Origin of the sequence: Streptomyces sp. NPDC051320 (assembly GCF_040682175.1) — a bacterium.
Classification (GTDB): Bacteria; Actinomycetota; Actinomycetes; order Streptomycetales; family Streptomycetaceae; genus Streptomyces.
The window spans coordinates 120,226-138,340 of sequence record NZ_JBFBAL010000010.1; the positions used below are offsets into that span (position 1 = coordinate 120,226).

The 18,115-nt window shown below is 69.5% G+C and carries 9 protein-coding genes and 2 pseudogenes; 4 read left to right on the forward strand and 7 right to left on the reverse strand.

Annotation, left to right across the window (positions count from 1 at the left end; all coding sequences use genetic code 11):
- Window positions 1–2: 2 nt before the first annotated feature.
- The 5 genes from AB0M87_RS22555 to AB0M87_RS22575 form a co-directional block, all read right to left on the reverse strand.
- Complete coding sequence (locus AB0M87_RS22555) at window positions 3–1,811, reverse strand: branched-chain amino acid ABC transporter permease (protein WP_365855625.1); 1,809 nt, start codon at window positions 1,809–1,811, stop codon at window positions 3–5.
- 5 nt (window positions 1,812–1,816) lie between these two features.
- Window positions 1,817–2,749, reverse strand: coding sequence for a branched-chain amino acid ABC transporter permease (locus tag AB0M87_RS22560; protein ID WP_365855627.1), 933 nt, complete (start codon window positions 2,747–2,749; stop codon window positions 1,817–1,819).
- Window positions 2,750–2,853: 104 nt separating this feature from the next.
- Window positions 2,854–4,080 carry a branched-chain amino acid ABC transporter substrate-binding protein gene (locus tag AB0M87_RS22565; protein ID WP_365855629.1) on the reverse strand — a complete coding sequence of 409 codons (1,227 nt, stop codon included), beginning with the start codon at window positions 4,078–4,080 and terminating at the stop codon, window positions 2,854–2,856.
- Window positions 4,081–4,542: 462 nt separating this feature from the next.
- Window positions 4,543–5,010 (reverse strand): hotdog fold thioesterase, encoded by a 468-nt coding sequence (locus AB0M87_RS22570; RefSeq protein ID WP_365855631.1) that lies wholly within the window; start codon window positions 5,008–5,010, stop codon window positions 4,543–4,545.
- Between the two features lie 88 nt (window positions 5,011–5,098).
- On the reverse strand, window positions 5,099–7,378 hold the full coding sequence (locus tag AB0M87_RS22575) for an FdhF/YdeP family oxidoreductase (protein ID WP_365855633.1): 2,280 nt from the start codon (window positions 7,376–7,378) through the stop codon (window positions 5,099–5,101).
- 123 nt (window positions 7,379–7,501) lie between these two features.
- Here AB0M87_RS22575 and polA point away from each other — a divergent pair, with 123 nt between their 5' ends.
- Together polA and AB0M87_RS22585 are read left to right on the forward strand one after the other, a co-directional pair.
- A complete protein-coding gene (gene polA / locus AB0M87_RS22580) occupies window positions 7,502–10,213 on the forward strand; it encodes a DNA polymerase I (RefSeq protein ID WP_365855635.1) in 2,712 nt (903 codons plus the stop codon).
- A gap of 144 nt (window positions 10,214–10,357) precedes the next feature.
- Window positions 10,358–11,404 (forward strand): annotated as a pseudogene (locus AB0M87_RS22585) (lytic transglycosylase domain-containing protein); the annotation flags it as partial.
- A 276-nt stretch (window positions 11,405–11,680) separates the two neighbouring features.
- Here the strand turns inward: AB0M87_RS22585 and hrpB are convergent.
- Window positions 11,681–14,209 (reverse strand): annotated as a pseudogene (gene hrpB / locus AB0M87_RS22590) (ATP-dependent helicase HrpB).
- A 4-nt stretch (window positions 14,210–14,213) separates the two neighbouring features.
- Entirely contained in the window at window positions 14,214–15,029 is an 816-nt protein-coding gene (locus AB0M87_RS22595; protein WP_365855637.1) for a class I SAM-dependent methyltransferase, read from the reverse strand.
- 398 nt (window positions 15,030–15,427) lie between these two features.
- On the opposite strand from AB0M87_RS22595, the gene rpsA reads away from it, so the two are divergent.
- Window positions 15,428–16,939 (forward strand): 30S ribosomal protein S1, encoded by a 1,512-nt coding sequence (gene rpsA / locus AB0M87_RS22600; protein WP_365855639.1) that lies wholly within the window; start codon window positions 15,428–15,430, stop codon window positions 16,937–16,939.
- A 208-nt stretch (window positions 16,940–17,147) separates the two neighbouring features.
- A complete protein-coding gene (locus tag AB0M87_RS22605) occupies window positions 17,148–18,086 on the forward strand; it encodes a PAC2 family protein (protein ID WP_365855641.1) in 939 nt (312 codons plus the stop codon).
- Window positions 18,087–18,115: the final 29 nt, after the last annotated feature.

Genomic DNA, 18,115 nt, shown 5'->3' on the forward strand with positions numbered 1-18,115 from the left:
TCTCACGCCCCTGCTTTGCTGACCGGGACGGTGTCGTCGCCGAGTACGCGTTGTTCCGGTAGGGCGGTGTTGGGGCCGTCCTCGTGGAATTCGAGCTGGCGGCGGCGGTTGGCGATGACGCCTTCGGGGCGGAAGCGCATGAGCAGGACGAGTGCGAGGCCGAAGGCGAGGAGTTCGTACTGCTTGAGGAAGCCGAGTTTTTCGGGGATGAGGTAGAGGAAGGTCGCGCCGAGGAGGGGGCCGCCGACGGTGCCCATGCCGCCGAGTACGACGGCGGCGAGCAGGAAGGCGGAGTTGGGTGGTGCTGCTCCGGCGAACTGGTAGGGCTGGGGGGTCACGCTGTAGGTGACGTGGGCGCTGACGGTGCCGGCGAGGCCGGCGAGGGTGGCGCCGAGGGCGAAGGCGATGAGTTTGACGCGGAAGCCGTTGATGCCCATGGCGGTGGCTGCGGTTTCGTCTTCGCGGATGGCGATCCAGGAGCGGCCGATGCGGGAGTCCGCTGCGCGGGTGAAGACGAGGACGACGAGTGCGGTGATCACCAGCATGAGCAGGAAGTAGTTGGCGAACCTGCCGAGGGTGATTCCGCCGATGTCGTGGGCGGCGCCGAGGTTGAATCCGAAGAGTTCGAGGTCGGGGATGGAGGGGATGCCGTTGGGGCCGTTGGTGATGTCGGGTCCGGATGAGCCGTCGAGGCTGTTGACGGCGATGCGGAAGATTTCTCCGAAGCCGAGGGTGACGATGGCGAGGTAGTCGCCGCGCAGGCGCAGGGTGGGTGCGCCGATGAGGACGCCGAAGATGAGGGAGGCGGCCATTCCGGTGAGGGCGGCTGCCCAGAAGGGGAATTGGACGCCGGAGAAGGTGGAGAACTCGGAGCCGGATACGAGGGCGGCGGCGTAGGCGCCGACGCCGAGGAAGGCGACGTATCCGAGGTCGAGGAGTCCGGTGAGGCCGACGACGATGTTCAGGCCGAGGGCGACGGTGGCGAAGATGAGGATGTTGACGCCGATGTTGGCGTTGTGGTCCTCGCTCTGGGTGAACGGGAAGATCGCTGCGGCGAGGAAGGCCATGGAGGTGGCGAATCCTTTGTGCCGGGCGTTGAGTGCGGAGAACCGTTCCATGAGGCCGGCGCCGAAGAGTGCCCAGGCTCCGAAGATGACGAGCAGGACGAAGGAGAGGAAGACTTCGGGTTGTTCGTCGGGGACGCCGATGCCGTAGGTGAAGACGAGCAGTGCGAGTGCGGTGCAGCCGGTGACGATGACGCGCTGGGCCCAGGCGGGGAGGCGGCGGGCTGCGGGGAGCGAATCGGTCTTGGCGAAGTAGTGCTTGAAGGTGGGGCCGGGGCGGGGGAGTGCGAGTGCGCCGGCCACGGAGAGTGCGGAGCCGACGGCGGCGATCCAGCCGCCGGGGTCGAGGTTGACGAGTCCGCCGAGTTCGAAGGCGATGGCGAGGATCGTGTACCAGACGACGGCAAAGGCGGCGAGTGCGGCGAGGAAGACGGGGGCGGTGGCTGCGGCGGGGTTGAGCCAGCGCAGCCCGCGGATCTTCCCGTGGCTGAGGGTGAAGAGGAGGGTGATGAGGGCGCCGATGATGGCGAGGATCTGGAGGCCGGAGGGGTCGCCGGAGTAGGTGAGGTCGTCGGCGAAGTCGGCTTTCCAGGTCCAGGAGAGGAAGGCGCTGACGATGGTGGTGAGGGCGCCGATGAGGGTGACGGCGCGGGCGGCGGTGAGGGGGAGCGGGATCAGTGGGGTGTTCCCGGTGGGCGTGGGGGCCTCGGGGGTTTCGGGGGTCTGGGTGAGTTCGTTGGTGGTCATGCCGGTCACGCCCTGTCCGCGACGCGTTCGCCCAGGAGGCCTTGTGGTCGTAGCAGCAGTACCAGGATGAGCAGGACGAAGGCCCACACTGCGGACCATGCTTGGCCGCCGAGCTGTTGCATGCCGGGTACTTGGTCGATGTAGGCGGTGGCCATGACTTCGGCGACGCCGAGGACGAGGCCGCCGAGCATGGCGCCGTAGATGTTGCCGATGCCGCCGAGGACGGCTGCGGTGAAGGCTTTCAGGCCGGCTTGGAAGCCCATGTCGTAGCTGACGTTGCCGATTTTGAATCCGTAGGCGATTCCGGCGACGGCTGCGAAGAGCCCGCCGATGGCGAACGCGATGACGATGATGCGGTTGGTGTCGATGCCCATGAGTTGTGCGGTGTCGGGGTCCTGGGCGGTGGCTTGCATGGCGCGGCCGGTGCGGGAGGTTTTGGTGAAGATGGCGAGGGCGGCCATGCAGAGGGGGGCGGCGATGATCAGAAATACGTCGCCGCTCTGGATGTTGACGGAGCCGAGGTGGTAGGGCCCGCCGGGCAGCTGGGGGAAGACGCGGGCGTTCTCGGCGCCGGGGTACCAGTTGAAGACGGCCTGCTGGAGGGCGAGGGAGAGGCCGATGGCGGTGATGAGTGGCGCGAGTCGTGGGGCGCCGCGCAGGGGTCGGTAGGCGAAGCGTTCGGCTCCTACGGCGACGAGGACGGCGACGATGCCGCCGCCTATGAGCATGGCGGGCAGGGCTATCCACATCGAGGTGCCGTTGGGGAGCACGTACAGGTAGACGGAGAGGGCGCCGAAGCCGCCGGTCATGAAGATCTCGCCGTGGGCGAAGTTGATGAGCTGGACGATGCCGTACACCATCGTGTAGCCGATGGCGATCAGCCCGTACATCGAGCCGAGGAACAGCCCGTTGGCCAGCTGCTGCGGCAGGGAGTGCACCGCGTGGCCTCCATATGGGTGTGGTGCGAACGAGGGGAGACGGTGGGCCGCGCGGTGACTCGTGGTCGTGGCCGCGCGGCCCTGGGCACTGCGGTGGGTCCTGGTCAGCCGGCGGGGTTGTAGGTGCCGCTCTGGACGGCCTTCCAGGCGCCGTTCGTGACCTGGTAGACGGTGAGCTGCTTGTTGGTGGTGTCGCCGTACTGGTCGAAGGAGAGGTGTCCGGCGATGCCGTCGAAGTCGGTCTTCTGGACGGCCGCGACGATCTGGGCGCGGGCGTCGGTGGGGACCTTTCCGTCCTTCACGACGGTGCCGACGGCCTTGATGATGGCGGTGGCGGCGTCGTAGGAGTAGCCGCCGTAGGTGCCGTAGTCGCCGGGGTACTTGGCCGACTTGTACTTGGTGATGAAGTCCTTGGCGGCGGGCAGGCTGTCGACGGGGACGCCGACGGAGGTGGCGAGGTCGCCTTCGGCTGCCTTGCCTGCGGTTTTGATGTAGGTCGGGGTGAACATGCCGTCGCCGCCCATGAGCGGGATGTTGGCGCCGGCGTCCTTGAGCTGCTTGGTGATGATCTGCGACTCGTCGTACTGGCCGCCGTAGTAGAGGAGATCGGCGCCGGAGTTCTTGATCTTGGTGACGAGGGTGGAGAAGTCCTTGTCGCCGACGTTGACGTGGTCCTGGCCGGCGAGTTTGCCGCCTGCCTTGAGGAAGTTGGACTTGAAGAGTTTGGCGAGGCCGGCGCCGTAGGTCTGCTTGTCGTCGACGACGAAGACCTTCTTCTTCTTGAGCGTCTGGCCGGCGTACTGGGCCGCGAAGCCGCCCTGCAGGGCGTCGGTGGTGGCGGTGCGGAAGTACGTCTTGTAGGGGCGCTTCTTGGCGGTCTGCCAGTCCTTGCCCTGGGTGAGTTCGGGGGCGGTGTTGGCCGGTGAGATCTCGACGAGGTTGGCTGCGGCGAAGACCTGCTGCATGGTCTGGGCGACGCCGGAGTTGAGCGGGCCGACGACGCCGAGGACGTCCTTGTTCGCGACGAAGGAGGTCGCGTTCTGCTGGCCGGTCGGCGGCAGCGCCTTGTCGTCGAGTGCCTTGATGACGAACTTCACGCCGGGCACGGTGTTGTTCTTGTTGGCGTCGTCGACAGCGACTTTGGCGCCGTACTGGAGGCCGAGGCCGGTGGCGGAGTTCTGGCCGGTCAGGGGTGCGTCGACGCCGATGACGACCTGGGTCTTGGAGTCGCTGCCCTTGCTGTCCTTGTTGTCGCGGGATCCGCAAGCGGTGAGTGTCAGTGCCCCCGTAGTCAGCACGGTGGTGAGTATGAGCAAGGAACGGTGTCGCACGATGAATCCTCTCCCTGGCGCGTCGCCTCTGCTGAGGTGACTAGCTCTCGCCGGGCCGTACTGGGTGGTACAGGGCCGTGCTGCAGACGCGCCCGGCGGCGCGGTGACTGGCCGTGACTCTAAGCGCAGGTGGGGGAGGTGTGGACCGGTGAAGGTCAGGATGTGACTGTCTTGTTATGCCCGGGGGGAGAGACGTGTGGCGCACAGCGGACAGTTGGGAGATAAGCAGTCACCAACTATCTGCTCACATGGTGAGAACGCGCAGTTCCGCTCAGGGGCTGCTGTCGATCATGCTGCTGTCGGGGGGTGCGGGGCGCAGGCGGTCGCGACGCCGCCACCGGTGTGGGCACGGGGGGCGTCGCGGACTCGCTGCTTCATTGCATCGCTGTTACGCAGTGTTACACAGACGGGTTGCACAGCTGGGTCGCACAGGCGGGTTACGCCGACGGGTTACGCGGAAGGTCACGCCGATGGGAGGCTCGCGTCGCGCAGCACGCAGGTCAGCCGGGCGGTGCAGACGCGCTTGTCCTGGTCGTCGGTGATGACGATTTCGTAGGTCGCGGTGGTGCGGCCGCGGTGCACGGGGGTGGCCACCCCGGTGACGAGGCCGCTGCGGGCGCCGCGGTGGTGGGTGCAGTTGAGGTCGACGCCGACGGCGAGCTTGCTGGGGCCGCCGTGCAGCATGGCGCCGACGGAGCCGAGGGTTTCGGCGAGTACGGCGGATGCGCCGCCGTGCAGCAGTCCGTACGGCTGGGTGTTGCCTTCGACGGGCATGGTGCCGACAACGCGGTCGGCGGCTGCTTCGGTGATCCGCACGTCCATGCGCGCGCCCAGGTGGCCGGCGGAGAAGAGTGCGGGCAGGTCGACGCCGAGGGTGGCGTATTCGTCGATGACCTCTTGCGGGAACTTCACGGTGGTCTGCTCGCCCATGGGGCCGGCTCCGATCGTCGTGGATGGCGTTTGCTGCGGTGCTGCCGTGTGTGCGGTGCGGCCGCTTGCCGGATGGCTGAGCGAACGCTTAGACGGTGGGAGATTGTTCCAGACGGACGACCAGGGACTTGCTCACGGGGGTGTTGCTGATGTCCGCTGTCGCGTCCAGCGGCACCAGGACGTTGGTTTCCGGGTAGTAGGCGGCGGCGCAGCCGCGGGCGGTCGGGTAGTGCACCACCCGGAAGCCGGTGGCGCGCCGCTGCGTGCCGTCTTTCCATTCGCTGACGATGTCGGTGTACGAGCCGTCGGCGAGGCCGAGGTCGTGGGCGTCGTCGGGGTTGACGAGGACGACGCGGCGGCCGCCCTTGATGCCGCGGTAGCGGTCGTCGAGGCCGTAGATCGTGGTGTTGTACTGGTCGTGCGAGCGCATGGTCTGGAGCAGCAGCCGCCCTGCGGGCAGGTGGGGGTGTTCCACCGGGGCGGCGGTGAAGTTGGCTTTGCCGGTGGCGGTGGGGAATCGGCGTTCGTCGCGGGGGGCGTGCGGGAGTGCGAACCCGCCGGGGGTGGCGACGCGGGCGTTGAAGTCCTTGAAGCCGGGGACGACGCGGGCGATCCGGTCGCGGATGGTGGCGTAGTCCTTTTCGAACTCCGCCCAGTTGACGGGGGATGCGCTGCCGAGGACGGCGTGGGCGAGCCGGGCGACGATGGCCGGTTCGGAGAGCAGGTGGGGGCTTGCGGGGGTGAGGTTGCCGCGGGAGGCGTGGACCAGTCCCATCGAGTCCTCGACGGTCACGAACTGTTTGCCGGCTGCCTGGATGTCCTTGTCGGTGCGCCCGAGGGTGGGCAGGATCAGTGCGCGGCGGCCGGTGACGGCGTGCGAGCGGTTGAGTTTGGTCGATACGTGCACGGTGAGGGAGGCGCGGCGCATCGCGGCTTCGGTGACGTCGGTGTCGGGGGTGGCGCCGACGAAGTTGCCGCCCATGGCGAAGAAGACTTTGGCCCTGCCGTCGCGGAGTGCCTCGATGGACCGTACGACGTCGAAGCCGTAGTGGCGGGGTGAGGTGATCGCGAATTCTTCGTCGAGGGCGTCGAGGAAGGCGGGGACGGGGCGTTCGAAGATGCCCATGGTGCGGTCGCCCTGGACGTTGGAGTGTCCGCGGACGGGGCAGACGCCGGCGCCGGGGCGGCCGATGTTGCCGCGCAGCAGCAGGAAGTTGACGACTTCCCTGATGGTGGGGACGGAGTGTTTGTGCTGGGTCAGGCCCATGGCCCAGCAGACGATGGTGCGTTTCGAGGCGAGGATCATCGTGAGTGCCTGCTCGATGTCCTGGCGGCTGAGGCCGGTGGCGGTGAGTGTTTCGTCCCAGTCGGCGGTGCGGGCGGCGGCGGCGAACTCCTCGTAGCCGTGGGTGTGTTCGCCGATGAACTGCTGGTCGGTCGCGCCCTCGGTTTCGATGATCAGTTTGTTCAGCAGCCGGAAGAGGGCTTGGTCGCCGCCGATCCGTATCTGCAGGAAGAGGTCGTTGAGTGCGGCGCCCCTGACCATGCCCTGCGGGGTCTGCGGGTTTTTGAAGCGTTCCAGGCCCGCCTCGGGCAGCGGGTTGACCGCGATGATCTTCGCGCCGGCCGCTTTGGCTTTTTCGAGTGCGGAGAGCATGCGCGGGTGGTTGGTGCCCGGGTTCTGTCCGGCGACGATGATCAGGTCCGCCTGGTGCATGTCGTCGAGGGAGACGCTGCCCTTGCCGATGCCGATGGTCTCGGCCAGCGCGGAGCCGGACGACTCGTGGCACATGTTGGAGCAGTCGGGCAGGTTGTTGGTGCCGAAGGACCGGGCGAAGAGCTGGAGCAGGAAGGCTGCTTCGTTGCTGGTGCGGCCGGAGGTGTAGAAGATCGCTTCGTCGGGGGAGTCGAGGGCCCGGAGTTCTTGGGCGATGACGTCGAAGGCCTCTTCCCAGGTGATCGCCCGGTAGTGGTCGCTGTCCTCGGTGAGCAGCATCGGGTGGGTGATCCGGCCCTGCTGTCCCAGCCAGTAGCCGCTGCGTGACGCGAGGTCGGCGAGGGAGTGCGCGGCGAAGAAGTCGGGGGTGACGCGGCGGAGGGTGGCTTCCTCGGCGACGGCTTTGGCGCCGTTCTCGCAGAATTCCGCGGTGTGCCGTTTGTCGCCTTCGGGCCAGGCGCAGCCCGGGCAGTCGAAGCCGTCCTTCTGGTTGACCTTGAGGAGGGTCTGCGCGGTGCGGACCACGCCCATCTGCTGCTGGGCGATCTTCAGGGTGTGGCCGATGGCGGGGAGGCCTGCGGCGGCGTGCTGTGGGGCTGCGACCTGCGGCGCGTCCTGGACCGGGTCACCTGCGGGCGGCTTGGCAGCCATGGGCGCTCCCCTTCGAGCGGGCGGTTCTGTGTGCGTGCCCGATCCTGTCATGTGCCCCGGTCGCCGCTGTGCGGAGGTGCCTGGAGGTCTGGATTGTCGGTGCCCCGTGGCAGGATCGGTTCCGTGGCCAAGACAGCATCGAAGCAGACCGCAGACACCCGCCCCCGCCTGCTCCTCATGGACGGGCATTCTCTGGCGTACCGGGCGTTTTTCGCCCTGCCCGCGGAGAATTTCACGACCGCGAGCGGTCAGACGACGAATGCCATCTATGGCTTCGCGTCGATGCTGGCGAACACGCTGCGCGATGAGGCGCCGACGCATTTCGCGGTGGCTTTCGACGTGTCCCGCAAGACGTGGCGGTCGCAGGAGTTCCCGGAGTACAAGGCGAACCGTGCGAAGACCCCGGACGAGTTCAAGGGACAGGTCGAGCTGATCGGCGAGTTGCTGGACGCCATGCGGGTCGACCGGTTCGCGATCGACGGGTTCGAGGCGGACGATGTGATCGCCACGCTGGCCACGCAGGCCGAGGCGGCCGGCTTCGAGGTGCTGATCGTCACCGGTGACCGTGATTCCTTCCAGTTGATCACGGACCGTGTCACGGTGCTGTATCCGACCAAGGGTGTCTCGGAGCTGACCCGTTTCACGCCGGAGAAGGTCGAGGAGAAATACGGGCTGACTCCGCAGCAGTATCCGGATTTCGCCGCCCTCCGGGGCGACCCGTCGGACAATCTGCCCGGTATCCCGGGGGTCGGTGAGAAGACGGCCGCGAAGTGGATCAACCAGTTCGGCTCGTTCGCCGATCTTGTGGCGCGTGCCGACGAGGTGAAGGGGAAGGCCGGGCAGAATTTCCGCGATCATCTGGAGTCGGTGAAGCTCAACCGCACGCTCACCGAGATGGTGCGTGACGTGGAGTTGCCGAAGGGGCCCGCGGAGCTGGAGCGCGCCGCGTACGACCGGGAGGCGCTGGCGGGCGTGCTGGACGTGCTGGAGATCCGCAATCCGAGTCTGCGGGAGCGTCTGCTGGCCGTCGATCCGGGTGCAGGCGAGGAGCAGAGCGCGCCGGTGGCGGCCGGGGTGGAGATCGATGGTTCGGTGCTGGCTTCGGGCGAGCTGGCGCCCTGGCTGGCGGAGCACGGCGGGCAGCCGCTGGGTGTGGCCATGGTCGGGACGTGGGCGCTGGGCGTCGGCAGCGTCACCGAGATCGCACTGGCCGCGGCGGGTGGTGCGGCCGCCTGGTTCGACACCACGCAGCTCGATGAGGCGGACGAGCGTGCTTTCGCCGGGTGGATGGCGGATCCGGCGAGCGCCAAGGTGATGCACAACGCGAAGAACGCCATGCGGGTCTTCCCGGAGCATGGCTGGAGCGTCGACGGTGTCACCATGGACACCGCGCTGGCCGCCTATCTGGTGAAGCCGGGCCGGCGTTCCTTCGCGCTCGACGCGCTGACGGTGGAGTATCTGGGGCGTGAGCTGGCGCCGGCCGCTCCTGCGGACGGGCAGCTCGCTTTCGGCACGGACGAGCGGGCCGAGGCGGACGCCCTGATGACGCAGGCCCGCGCGGTCCTCGACCTGGGTGAGGCGTTCGGTGCGCGGCTCGAGGAGGTCGGCGCGGCGGGGCTGTTGCACGATGTGGAGTTGCCCACGTCTGCGCTGCTGGCCCGTATGGAGCGCCATGGCATCGCAGCTGACCGCGCCCATCTGGAGGCTCTGGAGCAGCAGTTCGCGGGCGCCGTCCAGCAGGCGGTGAAGGAGGCGCACGGGGCTGTCGGGCACGAGTTCAACCTCGGCTCGCCCAAGCAGCTCCAGGAGGTGTTCTTCGGCGAGCTGGGGTTGCCGAAGACGAAGAAGACGAAGACCGGCTACACGACGGACGCGGATGCGCTTGCCTGGCTGGCGGCGCAGACCGAGCACGACCTGCCGGTGATCATGTTGCGCCACCGTGAGCAGGCGAAGCTGCGGGTGACCGTCGAGGGTCTGGTCAAGATGGTGGCCGCGGACGGCCGTATCCACACCACGTACAACCAGACGGTGGCCGCCACCGGGCGGCTCTCGTCCACCGACCCCAACCTGCAGAACATCCCGGTGCGTACGGACGAGGGCCGGGCGATCCGCCGGGGCTTTGTCGTCGGTGAGGGTTATGAGTCGCTGATGACCGCCGATTACAGCCAGATCGAACTGCGGGTGATGGCGCACCTGTCGGAGGACGAGGGCCTGATCGAGGCGTTCACCTCGGGCGAGGATCTGCACACCACGGTCGCCTCGCAGGTGTTCGGTGTGGAGAAGTCCGCCGTCGACCCGGAGATGCGCCGCAAGATCAAGGCCATGTCGTACGGACTTGCCTACGGGCTTTCGGCGTTCGGCCTGTCCCAGCAGCTGAACGTCGAGGCGGGCGAGGCGCGCGCGCTGATGAACACCTTCTTCGAGCGGTTCGGCGGGGTGCGGGACTATCTGCAGCGGGTCGTCGAGGAGGCCAGGGCGACCGGTTACACGCAGACCATGCTCGGCCGGCGCCGTTATCTGCCCGATCTCAACAGCGACAATCGCCAGCGCCGTGAGATGGCCGAGCGGATGGCGCTGAACGCCCCGATCCAGGGCACCGCCGCGGACATCGTGAAGGTCGCCATGCTGAACGTCGACCGGGCGCTGGCCGAGGCGGGGCTCACCTCGCGGATGCTGCTTCAGGTGCACGACGAAATCGTGCTGGAGATCGCTCCCGGCGAACGGGTCGCGGTCGAGGAGATCCTCCGCAGAGAGATGGCCGCCGCGGTGCGGCTGCGCGCTCCGCTGGATGTGTCGGTGGGGGTGGGCGCGGACTGGGAGTCGGCGGCGCACTGACGCGTGCGCCCGGGGCCGTCCGGAGCTGAAGAAACGGTGAAAAGGGGCCAGTGACCGGTGTTGTGGCGCGGGGAGTTGTCGTAGGGTCACCGGAGTCCTGCGCTGGGGAGCGCGAAGAGCAGTCGACGGGGAGGGACCACACGTATGGCACCGCATTTCGGGAGCCGGCTGCGCAAGGGTGCGGCAGCGACCACGATGGCCGCGCTCGCGGTGGCGGCGATGACCGCCTCGCAGGCGCCGGGCGCCGTGGTCAGCCAGTCCCCGGGCAAGGAGCAGGCAGCGGATGCGACGCCACCACCGGGTACCCCGGTCAGTGGCGGCTCGCCGTACTTCACGGACCTCCCGCCGCTGACCACTCCCGACAAGCCGGCGACCTCGGTCACCACGCCCGCCGGGGCGGCCGAGGCGGGCATTCCCGCCTCGGTGCTCGCCGCTTACCGGCAGGCGCAGCAGGCGGTCGCGGGCAGCGACCCGGGCTGCCACCTCCCGTGGCAACTGCTCGCGGCGATCGGCAAGGTGGAGTCGGGTCAGGCGCGCGGTGGCCGGGTGGATTCCGCGGGCACCACTCTGTCGCCGATTCTCGGCCCGGTGCTCAACGGGGTCGGCTTCGCCAACATCTCCGACACCGACCACGGTCAGTACGACGGTGACGCGGTGCATGACCGGGCGGTCGGCCCGATGCAGTTCATTCCCGCGACCTGGGCGGTCTGGGGCCAGGACGGGAACGGCGACGGACGCAAGGACCCGAACAACGTCTTCGACGCCGCGCTCGCCACCGGCCGTTACCTGTGCGCCTACGGCCGGAACCTCGCGGTCAAACACGATCTCGACCAGTCGATTCTGGGCTACAACCACTCGCAGGCATATCTGAACACGGTGCTGTCCTGGTTCGATTTCTACAAGAAGGGCAGCCACGGAGTCCCGGACGGCACCGGCGTGCTGCCGGTCGGCACCGGACCCGGGGGCCAGGGGTACGGCGACAGCAACGGCAAGCGGTCCGGCGGCAGTTCGGCGGCCCCGACGGCCTCGCCGAGCGCGCACCCCGAGCCGAACGGGACGCCGTCGCCGAAGCCGACCAAAACGGGTTCGGGCACGATCTCCAGTCCGAGCCCGGCCAAGAGCGGCAAGCCCAAGCCCACCCCGTCGGGCAGTGTCAGCCCGTCGCCCACGCCGTCCGGCTCCCCGTCACCCTCGCCGAGCGGCTCCGGCTGCCCGTCACCGTCGCCCTCGGGCAGTCCCAGCCCCACCCCGTCGCCCTCCGACAGTGTGAGCCCGTCACCGGCGGACTCGGCCACCCCCAGGCCCACCCCGTCGGGAAGCGCGAGCGATTCGCCGTCGCCCACTCCCTCGCCGAGCGGCAGCAGCCCGCAGCCCTGCTCCACGCCGTAACGGCCGTAACGGGAGGGGTTCGGCGCGGGCCGGCGGCCGGACCCGAGCCCCTCCCCGACCGCGGTCCGGTGCGGCCCGCTACCGCCCGCGGTTCTGGCGCGCCTTCGTGTACCGCGTCGGCTGAGCCGTCGAAGGGTCCTCGGGCCACGGGTGGCGGGGGTATCGGCCGCGCAGTTCGGCCCGCACCGACCGGTAACCGTCCTGCCAGAAGGACGCCAGATCGGCGGTGACGGCAGCCGGGCGTCCGGCCGGGGACAACAGATGCACCAACACCGGCACGCCCGCGACGGACGGGGTCTCGGCCAGGCCGAAGAGCTCCTGCAGCTTCACCGCGAGCACCGGCTGCGGACCGCTGTAGTCCAGCCTGACCCGTGACCCGCTGGGCACCTCGAACCGTTCGGGCGCCAGCTCGTCCAGGCGCGAGGCCTCACCGGTCGCCCAGGGCAGCAGCCGGTTCAGCGCCTGCCCTGCCTCGATGCGCGCCAGGTCCGCCCTGCGCCGTGCCCGTGACAGTTCGGGTTCCAGCCACCCGTCGGCTCCGGCGAGCAGCGCCGCGTCCGAGACGTCCGGCCAGCCGCCGCCCACTTCGCGGTGCAGGAAGCCCAGCCGCTGCCGCAGTTCCCGGGCGTGCGGCGACCAGCGCAGCAGTCCGAGCCCTTCGCGCCGCAGCCCGTCGAGGATCGCCATGCGGACGGCAGCGGGCGCCGGGTTCTTCAGCTGCCGCACGGCGAGTTCGACGGCACCCAGCCGCTCCACCCGCCGTGCCAGCACATCGCCGTCCTCCCAGCGGACCTCTTCGGCCGAGCCGACCAGATGCCCGGCGGCGCATCGCGCCGTGTCCTCGTCGATGACCGCCGCCAGGCGCACCCGGGCGGACGCGGCCGTGGCTGGCCGGTCCGCGACCGCCACCGCCAGCCAGTCGGAGCCGCGCAGCCGTGAGCCGGCCGCCGCCTCGGCACCGGTCCCCGAAGCCATCAGGAACGCGCCGTCGCCCCGGGCGCGGGCGACCCGTTCGGGGAACGCGAGGGCGGCGACCAGACCGGCTGCGGCGTCGTCGCTCTGCCGCTCGCCGCCACCCCCGCCTCTCGCGGTGCGGCGTTCGATGCCCGAGGCGAGCCGCCGGGTCTCCTGGCGCCAGCGGGCCGCATAGGCGTCGCTTCCGGAGCGGGCGGCTCGCCAGGCGGCCGCCAGGTCGTCGCCGTACTCGCGGGGCGGTTCCTCGCTGAGCAGGGCGACCACCTCCGCCGCGCGGCGCACGCCGAGTTCGGGCGCGCCGTCGAGGAGCGCCCGTGCCACCCGCGGATGGACACCGAGCCGGGCCATCCGAACCCCGCGGCCGGTGGCCCGGCCGTCCGCGCCCACCGCACCGATCGCGGCCAGTACCGCACGCGCAGCGCCCATCGCCCCTGCCGGTGGCGAGTCCAGCAGGCCGAGACCGGCGGCCGACGGGTCTCCCCAGCAGGCGGCCTGCAGAGCGAAGGCCGCCAGATCGGCGACCTTGATCTCCGGGGCCGGAAAGGGGGTGAGCCGATGATGCTCCGCCTCCGTTCAGCAGCGGTACACGGCGCCGGGCGCCTCCCGCCCGGCCCGCCCGGCGCGCTGCCGGGAAGCGGCCTGTGAGGCGCGCACGGTGGTGAGCGCGCTCAGCCCGCGGGCATGGTCGGTGCGCGGCTCGCGGGCCAGGCCCGCATCGACGACCACCCGCACACCGGGCACGGTCAGCGAGGACTCGGCGACCGAGGTCGCAAGCACCACGCGCCGTCCCTCCGACCCGGCGAGCACCGCGTCCTGCACCGCGGCAGGCGCCCGGCCGTGCACCTGGAGGACCTCCGCGTCCAGACCGCTCAGCTGTCCGGCGACCCTGCTGATCTCACCGACTCCGGGCAGGAAACACAGCACGTCACCGGTCCGTTCGGCCAGCGCCCGCCGGACGACCGACGCGACATGGGTGAGCAGCGCCGGATCCACTCTCGTCCCGTGCGGTGGACGCACCGGCCGGGGCGGCGGCGCCCACACCGTCTCCACCGGGTGTGCGACCCCGTGCGCCTCGACGACCGGCGCGTCGCCGAGCAGCCGCGACCATCCCTGGGCGTCGGTCGTCGCCGACGCGGCGAGCAGCCGCAGCTCGGGCCGGAGCGCCGCCCGCACATCCAGCAGGAACGCTGCCACGGTGTCCGCGTCGAGGTGCCGCTCATGGCACTCGTCGAGGATCACCACGTCGACGCCGGACAGCTCCTGATCACGTTGGAGGCGCTGCAGCAGGACCCCGGTGGTGACCACCTCCACCACGGTTTCCGGACCCGCCACTCGCTCTCCGCGGACCGTGAAACCCACCCGGCCGCCGGGTTTCTCGCCGATCAGCCAGGCCATCCTGCGGGCCGCGGCCCTGGCGGCGATCCTGCGCGGTTCGGCGACGACCACGCCGCGCACCGGGCGGCGCCCGGCCGCTTCCCCGGCCAGACCCGCGAGCACCAGCGGTACCAGGGTGGTCTTCCCGGTGCCCGGAGGGGCGCACAGCACGGCTGTGCCGTGCTCGTCGAGCGCCTGCTCGAGTGCGGGCAGGGCGGTACGGACGGGCAGCGCGTCGAGCGCGCCGGTGCGGATCACCCGTTCAGTCTCGTACGCAGATGAAGATCGCCGACCCGGGGATCAGCTCGCCCCGCAGCGGGGACCAGCCGCCCCACTCGGAGGTGTTCCAGGCGGGCCACTGCGGTTCGACCAGATCCACCAGCCGGAAACCGCCGGCCACCACGTCGCGCACCCGGTCGCCGAGGGTGCGGTGGTGCTCGACGTACACCGCGTTGCCCCGCTCGTCCTGTTCGACGTACGGGGTGCGGTCGAAGTAGGACGAGGTGACCGTGAGGCCCTCGGGCCCGGGCTCGTCGGGGAAGGCCCAGCGGATCGGGTGGGTGACGGAGAAGACCCAGCGCCCGCCGGGCCGCAGGACCCGCCTGACCTCGCGGAAGACCTGCACCGGGTCGGCCACGAAGGGCACCGCGCCGTAGGCGGAACAGGCCAGGTCGAAGGAACCGTCCCGAAAAGGCAGGACCGACGCGTCGGCCGCCACCAGCGGCACCCTGGCGGCACCGTTCTCGCTGATGCGCACGGCGTGCTGGAGCTGGCGGTGCGAGACGTCCAGGGCCACCGGGCGGGCGCCCTGGGCGGCCAGCCAGCGGGAGCACTGCGCGGCGCCCGCGCCGATCTCCAGCACGTCGAGCCCGGCCAGGTCCTCGGCCGGGCCGAGCAGCTCCGCCTCCACTTCGTCGAGCCCCTCGGGGCCCCAGACGAAGCGGTCGTCACCGAGGAACGAGCCGTGCTCGTTCTGGTACTCGTCGGCGTTGCGGTCCCACCAGCCACGGTTGGCCCGGCTGCTCTCGGTGTCCCCGGCGGCACGACGTGTCGCTTCGGGTTCGTACTCTGTGGTCATCGTGCCTGTCTGTATCGTCGGGAGCGTGCGGCGGCATCGTCGGGAGCGTGCGGCGGCGTATGTTGATGAGGGCGCTGCGGCCGATCTGGCCTCGTACGACTGAAATTGTGCCGGGATTGGGGCGATCTGCCCCGGGTGTGCGCCTTCGCGCATTGACCGTGTCCAGCCGTCCCCGTATGCTACAAGTTGCGCTGCGAGCCTGCGCTCCTCAGACCTAGCAGGCTGCGCTTGCATCTGTTGCATGTCCCCTCGGTTATCGAGGCGCCACCGACGTGTTCGGCAACGAGCACGGGACCGGATCGGCGCTTCCTAGGCTGTCCGGCGTCTGCAGAGGCGATACGGGCTCCCGGCGTAGCAGTACCTACGACTTCAATGTCCGTACCGGAGCCCTTTCCCACATGACGAGCAGCACCGAGACCACCGCCACCACGCCGCAGGTTGCGGTCAACGACATCGGCGACGCGGACGCGTTCCTCGCGGCGATCGACGAGACGATCAAGTACTTCAACGACGGCGACATCGTTGACGGCGTCATCGTCAAGGTTGACCGGGACGAGGTTCTCCTCGACATCGGTTACAAGACCGAAGGCGTCATCCCGAGCCGCGAGCTGTCGATCAAGCACGACGTCGACCCGAACGAGGTCGTCAAGGTCGGCGACGAGATCGAGGCCCTGGTTCTCCAGAAGGAGGACAAGGAAGGCCGCCTGATCCTCTCGAAGAAGCGCGCTCAGTACGAGCGTGCCTGGGGCACCATCGAGAAGATCAAGGAAGAAGACGGCATCGTCACCGGTACCGTCATCGAGGTCGTCAAGGGTGGTCTCATCCTCGACATCGGCCTCCGTGGCTTCCTCCCGGCCTCCCTCGTCGAGATGCGTCGCGTCCGCGACCTCCAGCCCTACGTGGGCAAGGAGCTCGAGGCCAAGATCATCGAGCTGGACAAGAACCGCAACAACGTGGTCCTGTCCCGCCGTGCCTGGCTCGAGCAGACCCAGTCCGAGGTCCGCCAGACGTTCCTCACGACCCTGCAGAAGGGTCAGGTCCGCTCCGGCGTCGTCTCCTCGATCGTCAACTTCGGTGCCTTCGTGGACCTGGGCGGCGTCGACGGTCTCGTGCACGTCTCCGAGCTCTCCTGGAAGCACATCGACCACCCCTCCGAGGTCGTCGAGGTCGGCCAGGAAGTCACCGTCGAGGTCCTCGACGTCGACATGGACCGGGAGCGCGTGTCGCTGTCGCTCAAGGCGACGCAGGAAGACCCGTGGCAGCAGTTCGCCCGTACGCACCAGATCGGGCAGGTCGTTCCCGGTAAGGTCACCAAGCTCGTTCCGTTCGGTGCGTTCGTCCGCGTCGACGAGGGCATCGAGGGTCTGGTCCACATCTCCGAGCTGGCCGAGCGCCACGTGGAGATCCCGGAGCAGGTCGTCCAGGTCAACGACGAGATCTTCGTCAAGGTCATCGACATCGACCTCGAGCGCCGCCGCATCAGCCTCTCGCTGAAGCAGGCCAACGAGTCCTTCGGTGCCGACCCGGCCTCGGTCGAGTTCGACCCGACGCTGTACGGCATGGCCGCGTCGTACGACGACCAGGGCAACTACATCTACCCCGAGGGCTTCGACCCCGAGACCAACGACTGGCTCGAGGGCTTCGAGACCCAGCGCGAGGCGTGGGAGGGCCAGTACGCCGAGGCGCAGCAGCGCTTCGAGCAGCACCAGGCCCAGGTCATCAAGTCCCGCGAGGCTGACGAGGCCGCCGCTGCCGAGGGCGCTGCCGCCCCGGCTCCCGGCGCCGGCGCCGGTGCGGGTGCTTCCAGCGGTGGTTCGTACTCCTCGGAGTCGGACGACAACTCCGGCGCCCTGGCGTCGGACGAGGCGCTGGCCGCCCTGCGCGAGAAGCTGGCCGGTGGCCAGAGCTGACGCTCCGGTGCCCTGTCGGTGAGAACAGCGGCTGATGAAGAGCCGCTGGTGAACAGCTGAAAGCAAGGCCCGCTCCCTTCCCGGGGGCGGGCCTTGCTCGTGCCGGACCGCCGCCGCCGAGGGCTATCTGTGTCGCGCGCAAGCACCCGGGGAATGCTCACGTCCCACGGTGCGTTCTCCTCCATGAACACGAGGAGGAGCGGTAATCGTGCTTGATCCGCAGGATTTGTACGCATGGGAGCCGAAGGGCCTGGCAGTCGTCGACGTGGCGCTGGCCCAGGAATCGGCCGGACTTGTCATGCTCTACCACTTCGACGGGTACATCGACGCGGGCGAGACCGGCGATCAGATCGTCGAGGGCCTGCTGGACGCCCTGCCTCATCAAGTGGTGGCGCGGTTCGACCACGACCGGCTGGTGGACTACCGCGCCCGCCGTCCGCTGCTCACCTTCAAGCGTGACCAGTGGACGGACTACGAGACGCCGACGCTCGACGTGCGCCTGGTACAGGACGCCACCGGCGCGCCGTTCCTGCTGCTGTCGGGGCCCGAGCCGGATGTCGAGTGGGAGCGCTTTGCCGCAGCCGTGGAGCAGATCGTCGAGCGGCTCGGTGTACGCCTCTCGGTGAGCTTCCACGGGATCCCGATGGGCGTGCCGCACACCCGTCCGGTGGGCGTCACCCCGCACGGCAACCGTCTGGACCTGATGCCCGGGCGCCGTTCGCCCTTCGACGAGGCCCAGGTGCCGGGCAGCGCCGAGTCGCTGGTCGAGTACCGGCTCGCCCAGAAGGGACACGATGTGCTCGGTGTGTCCGCGCATGTTCCGCATTACGTCGCCCGTTCGTCGTATCCGGACGCCGCGCTGACCGCCCTCGAAGCGGTCACAGCGGCGACCGGGCTGGTACTGCCGGGCGTGGCGCACTCCCTGCGTACGGAAGCCCAGCGCACGCAGGACGAGATCGAGCGCCAGATCGGCGAGGGTGACGAGGAACTGGTCTCTCTCGTCCAGGGACTTGAGCACCAGTACGACGCACTGGCCGGATCCGAAACCCGGGCCAATCTGGTCGCCGAGGCGGTCGAACTGCCGTCGGCCGACGAGATCGGCCGCGAGTTCGAACGCTTCCTCGCCGAGCGCGAGGGCGAGATCTGACGAAGGAGGCCGCCCGGCCCGGGGAAGAC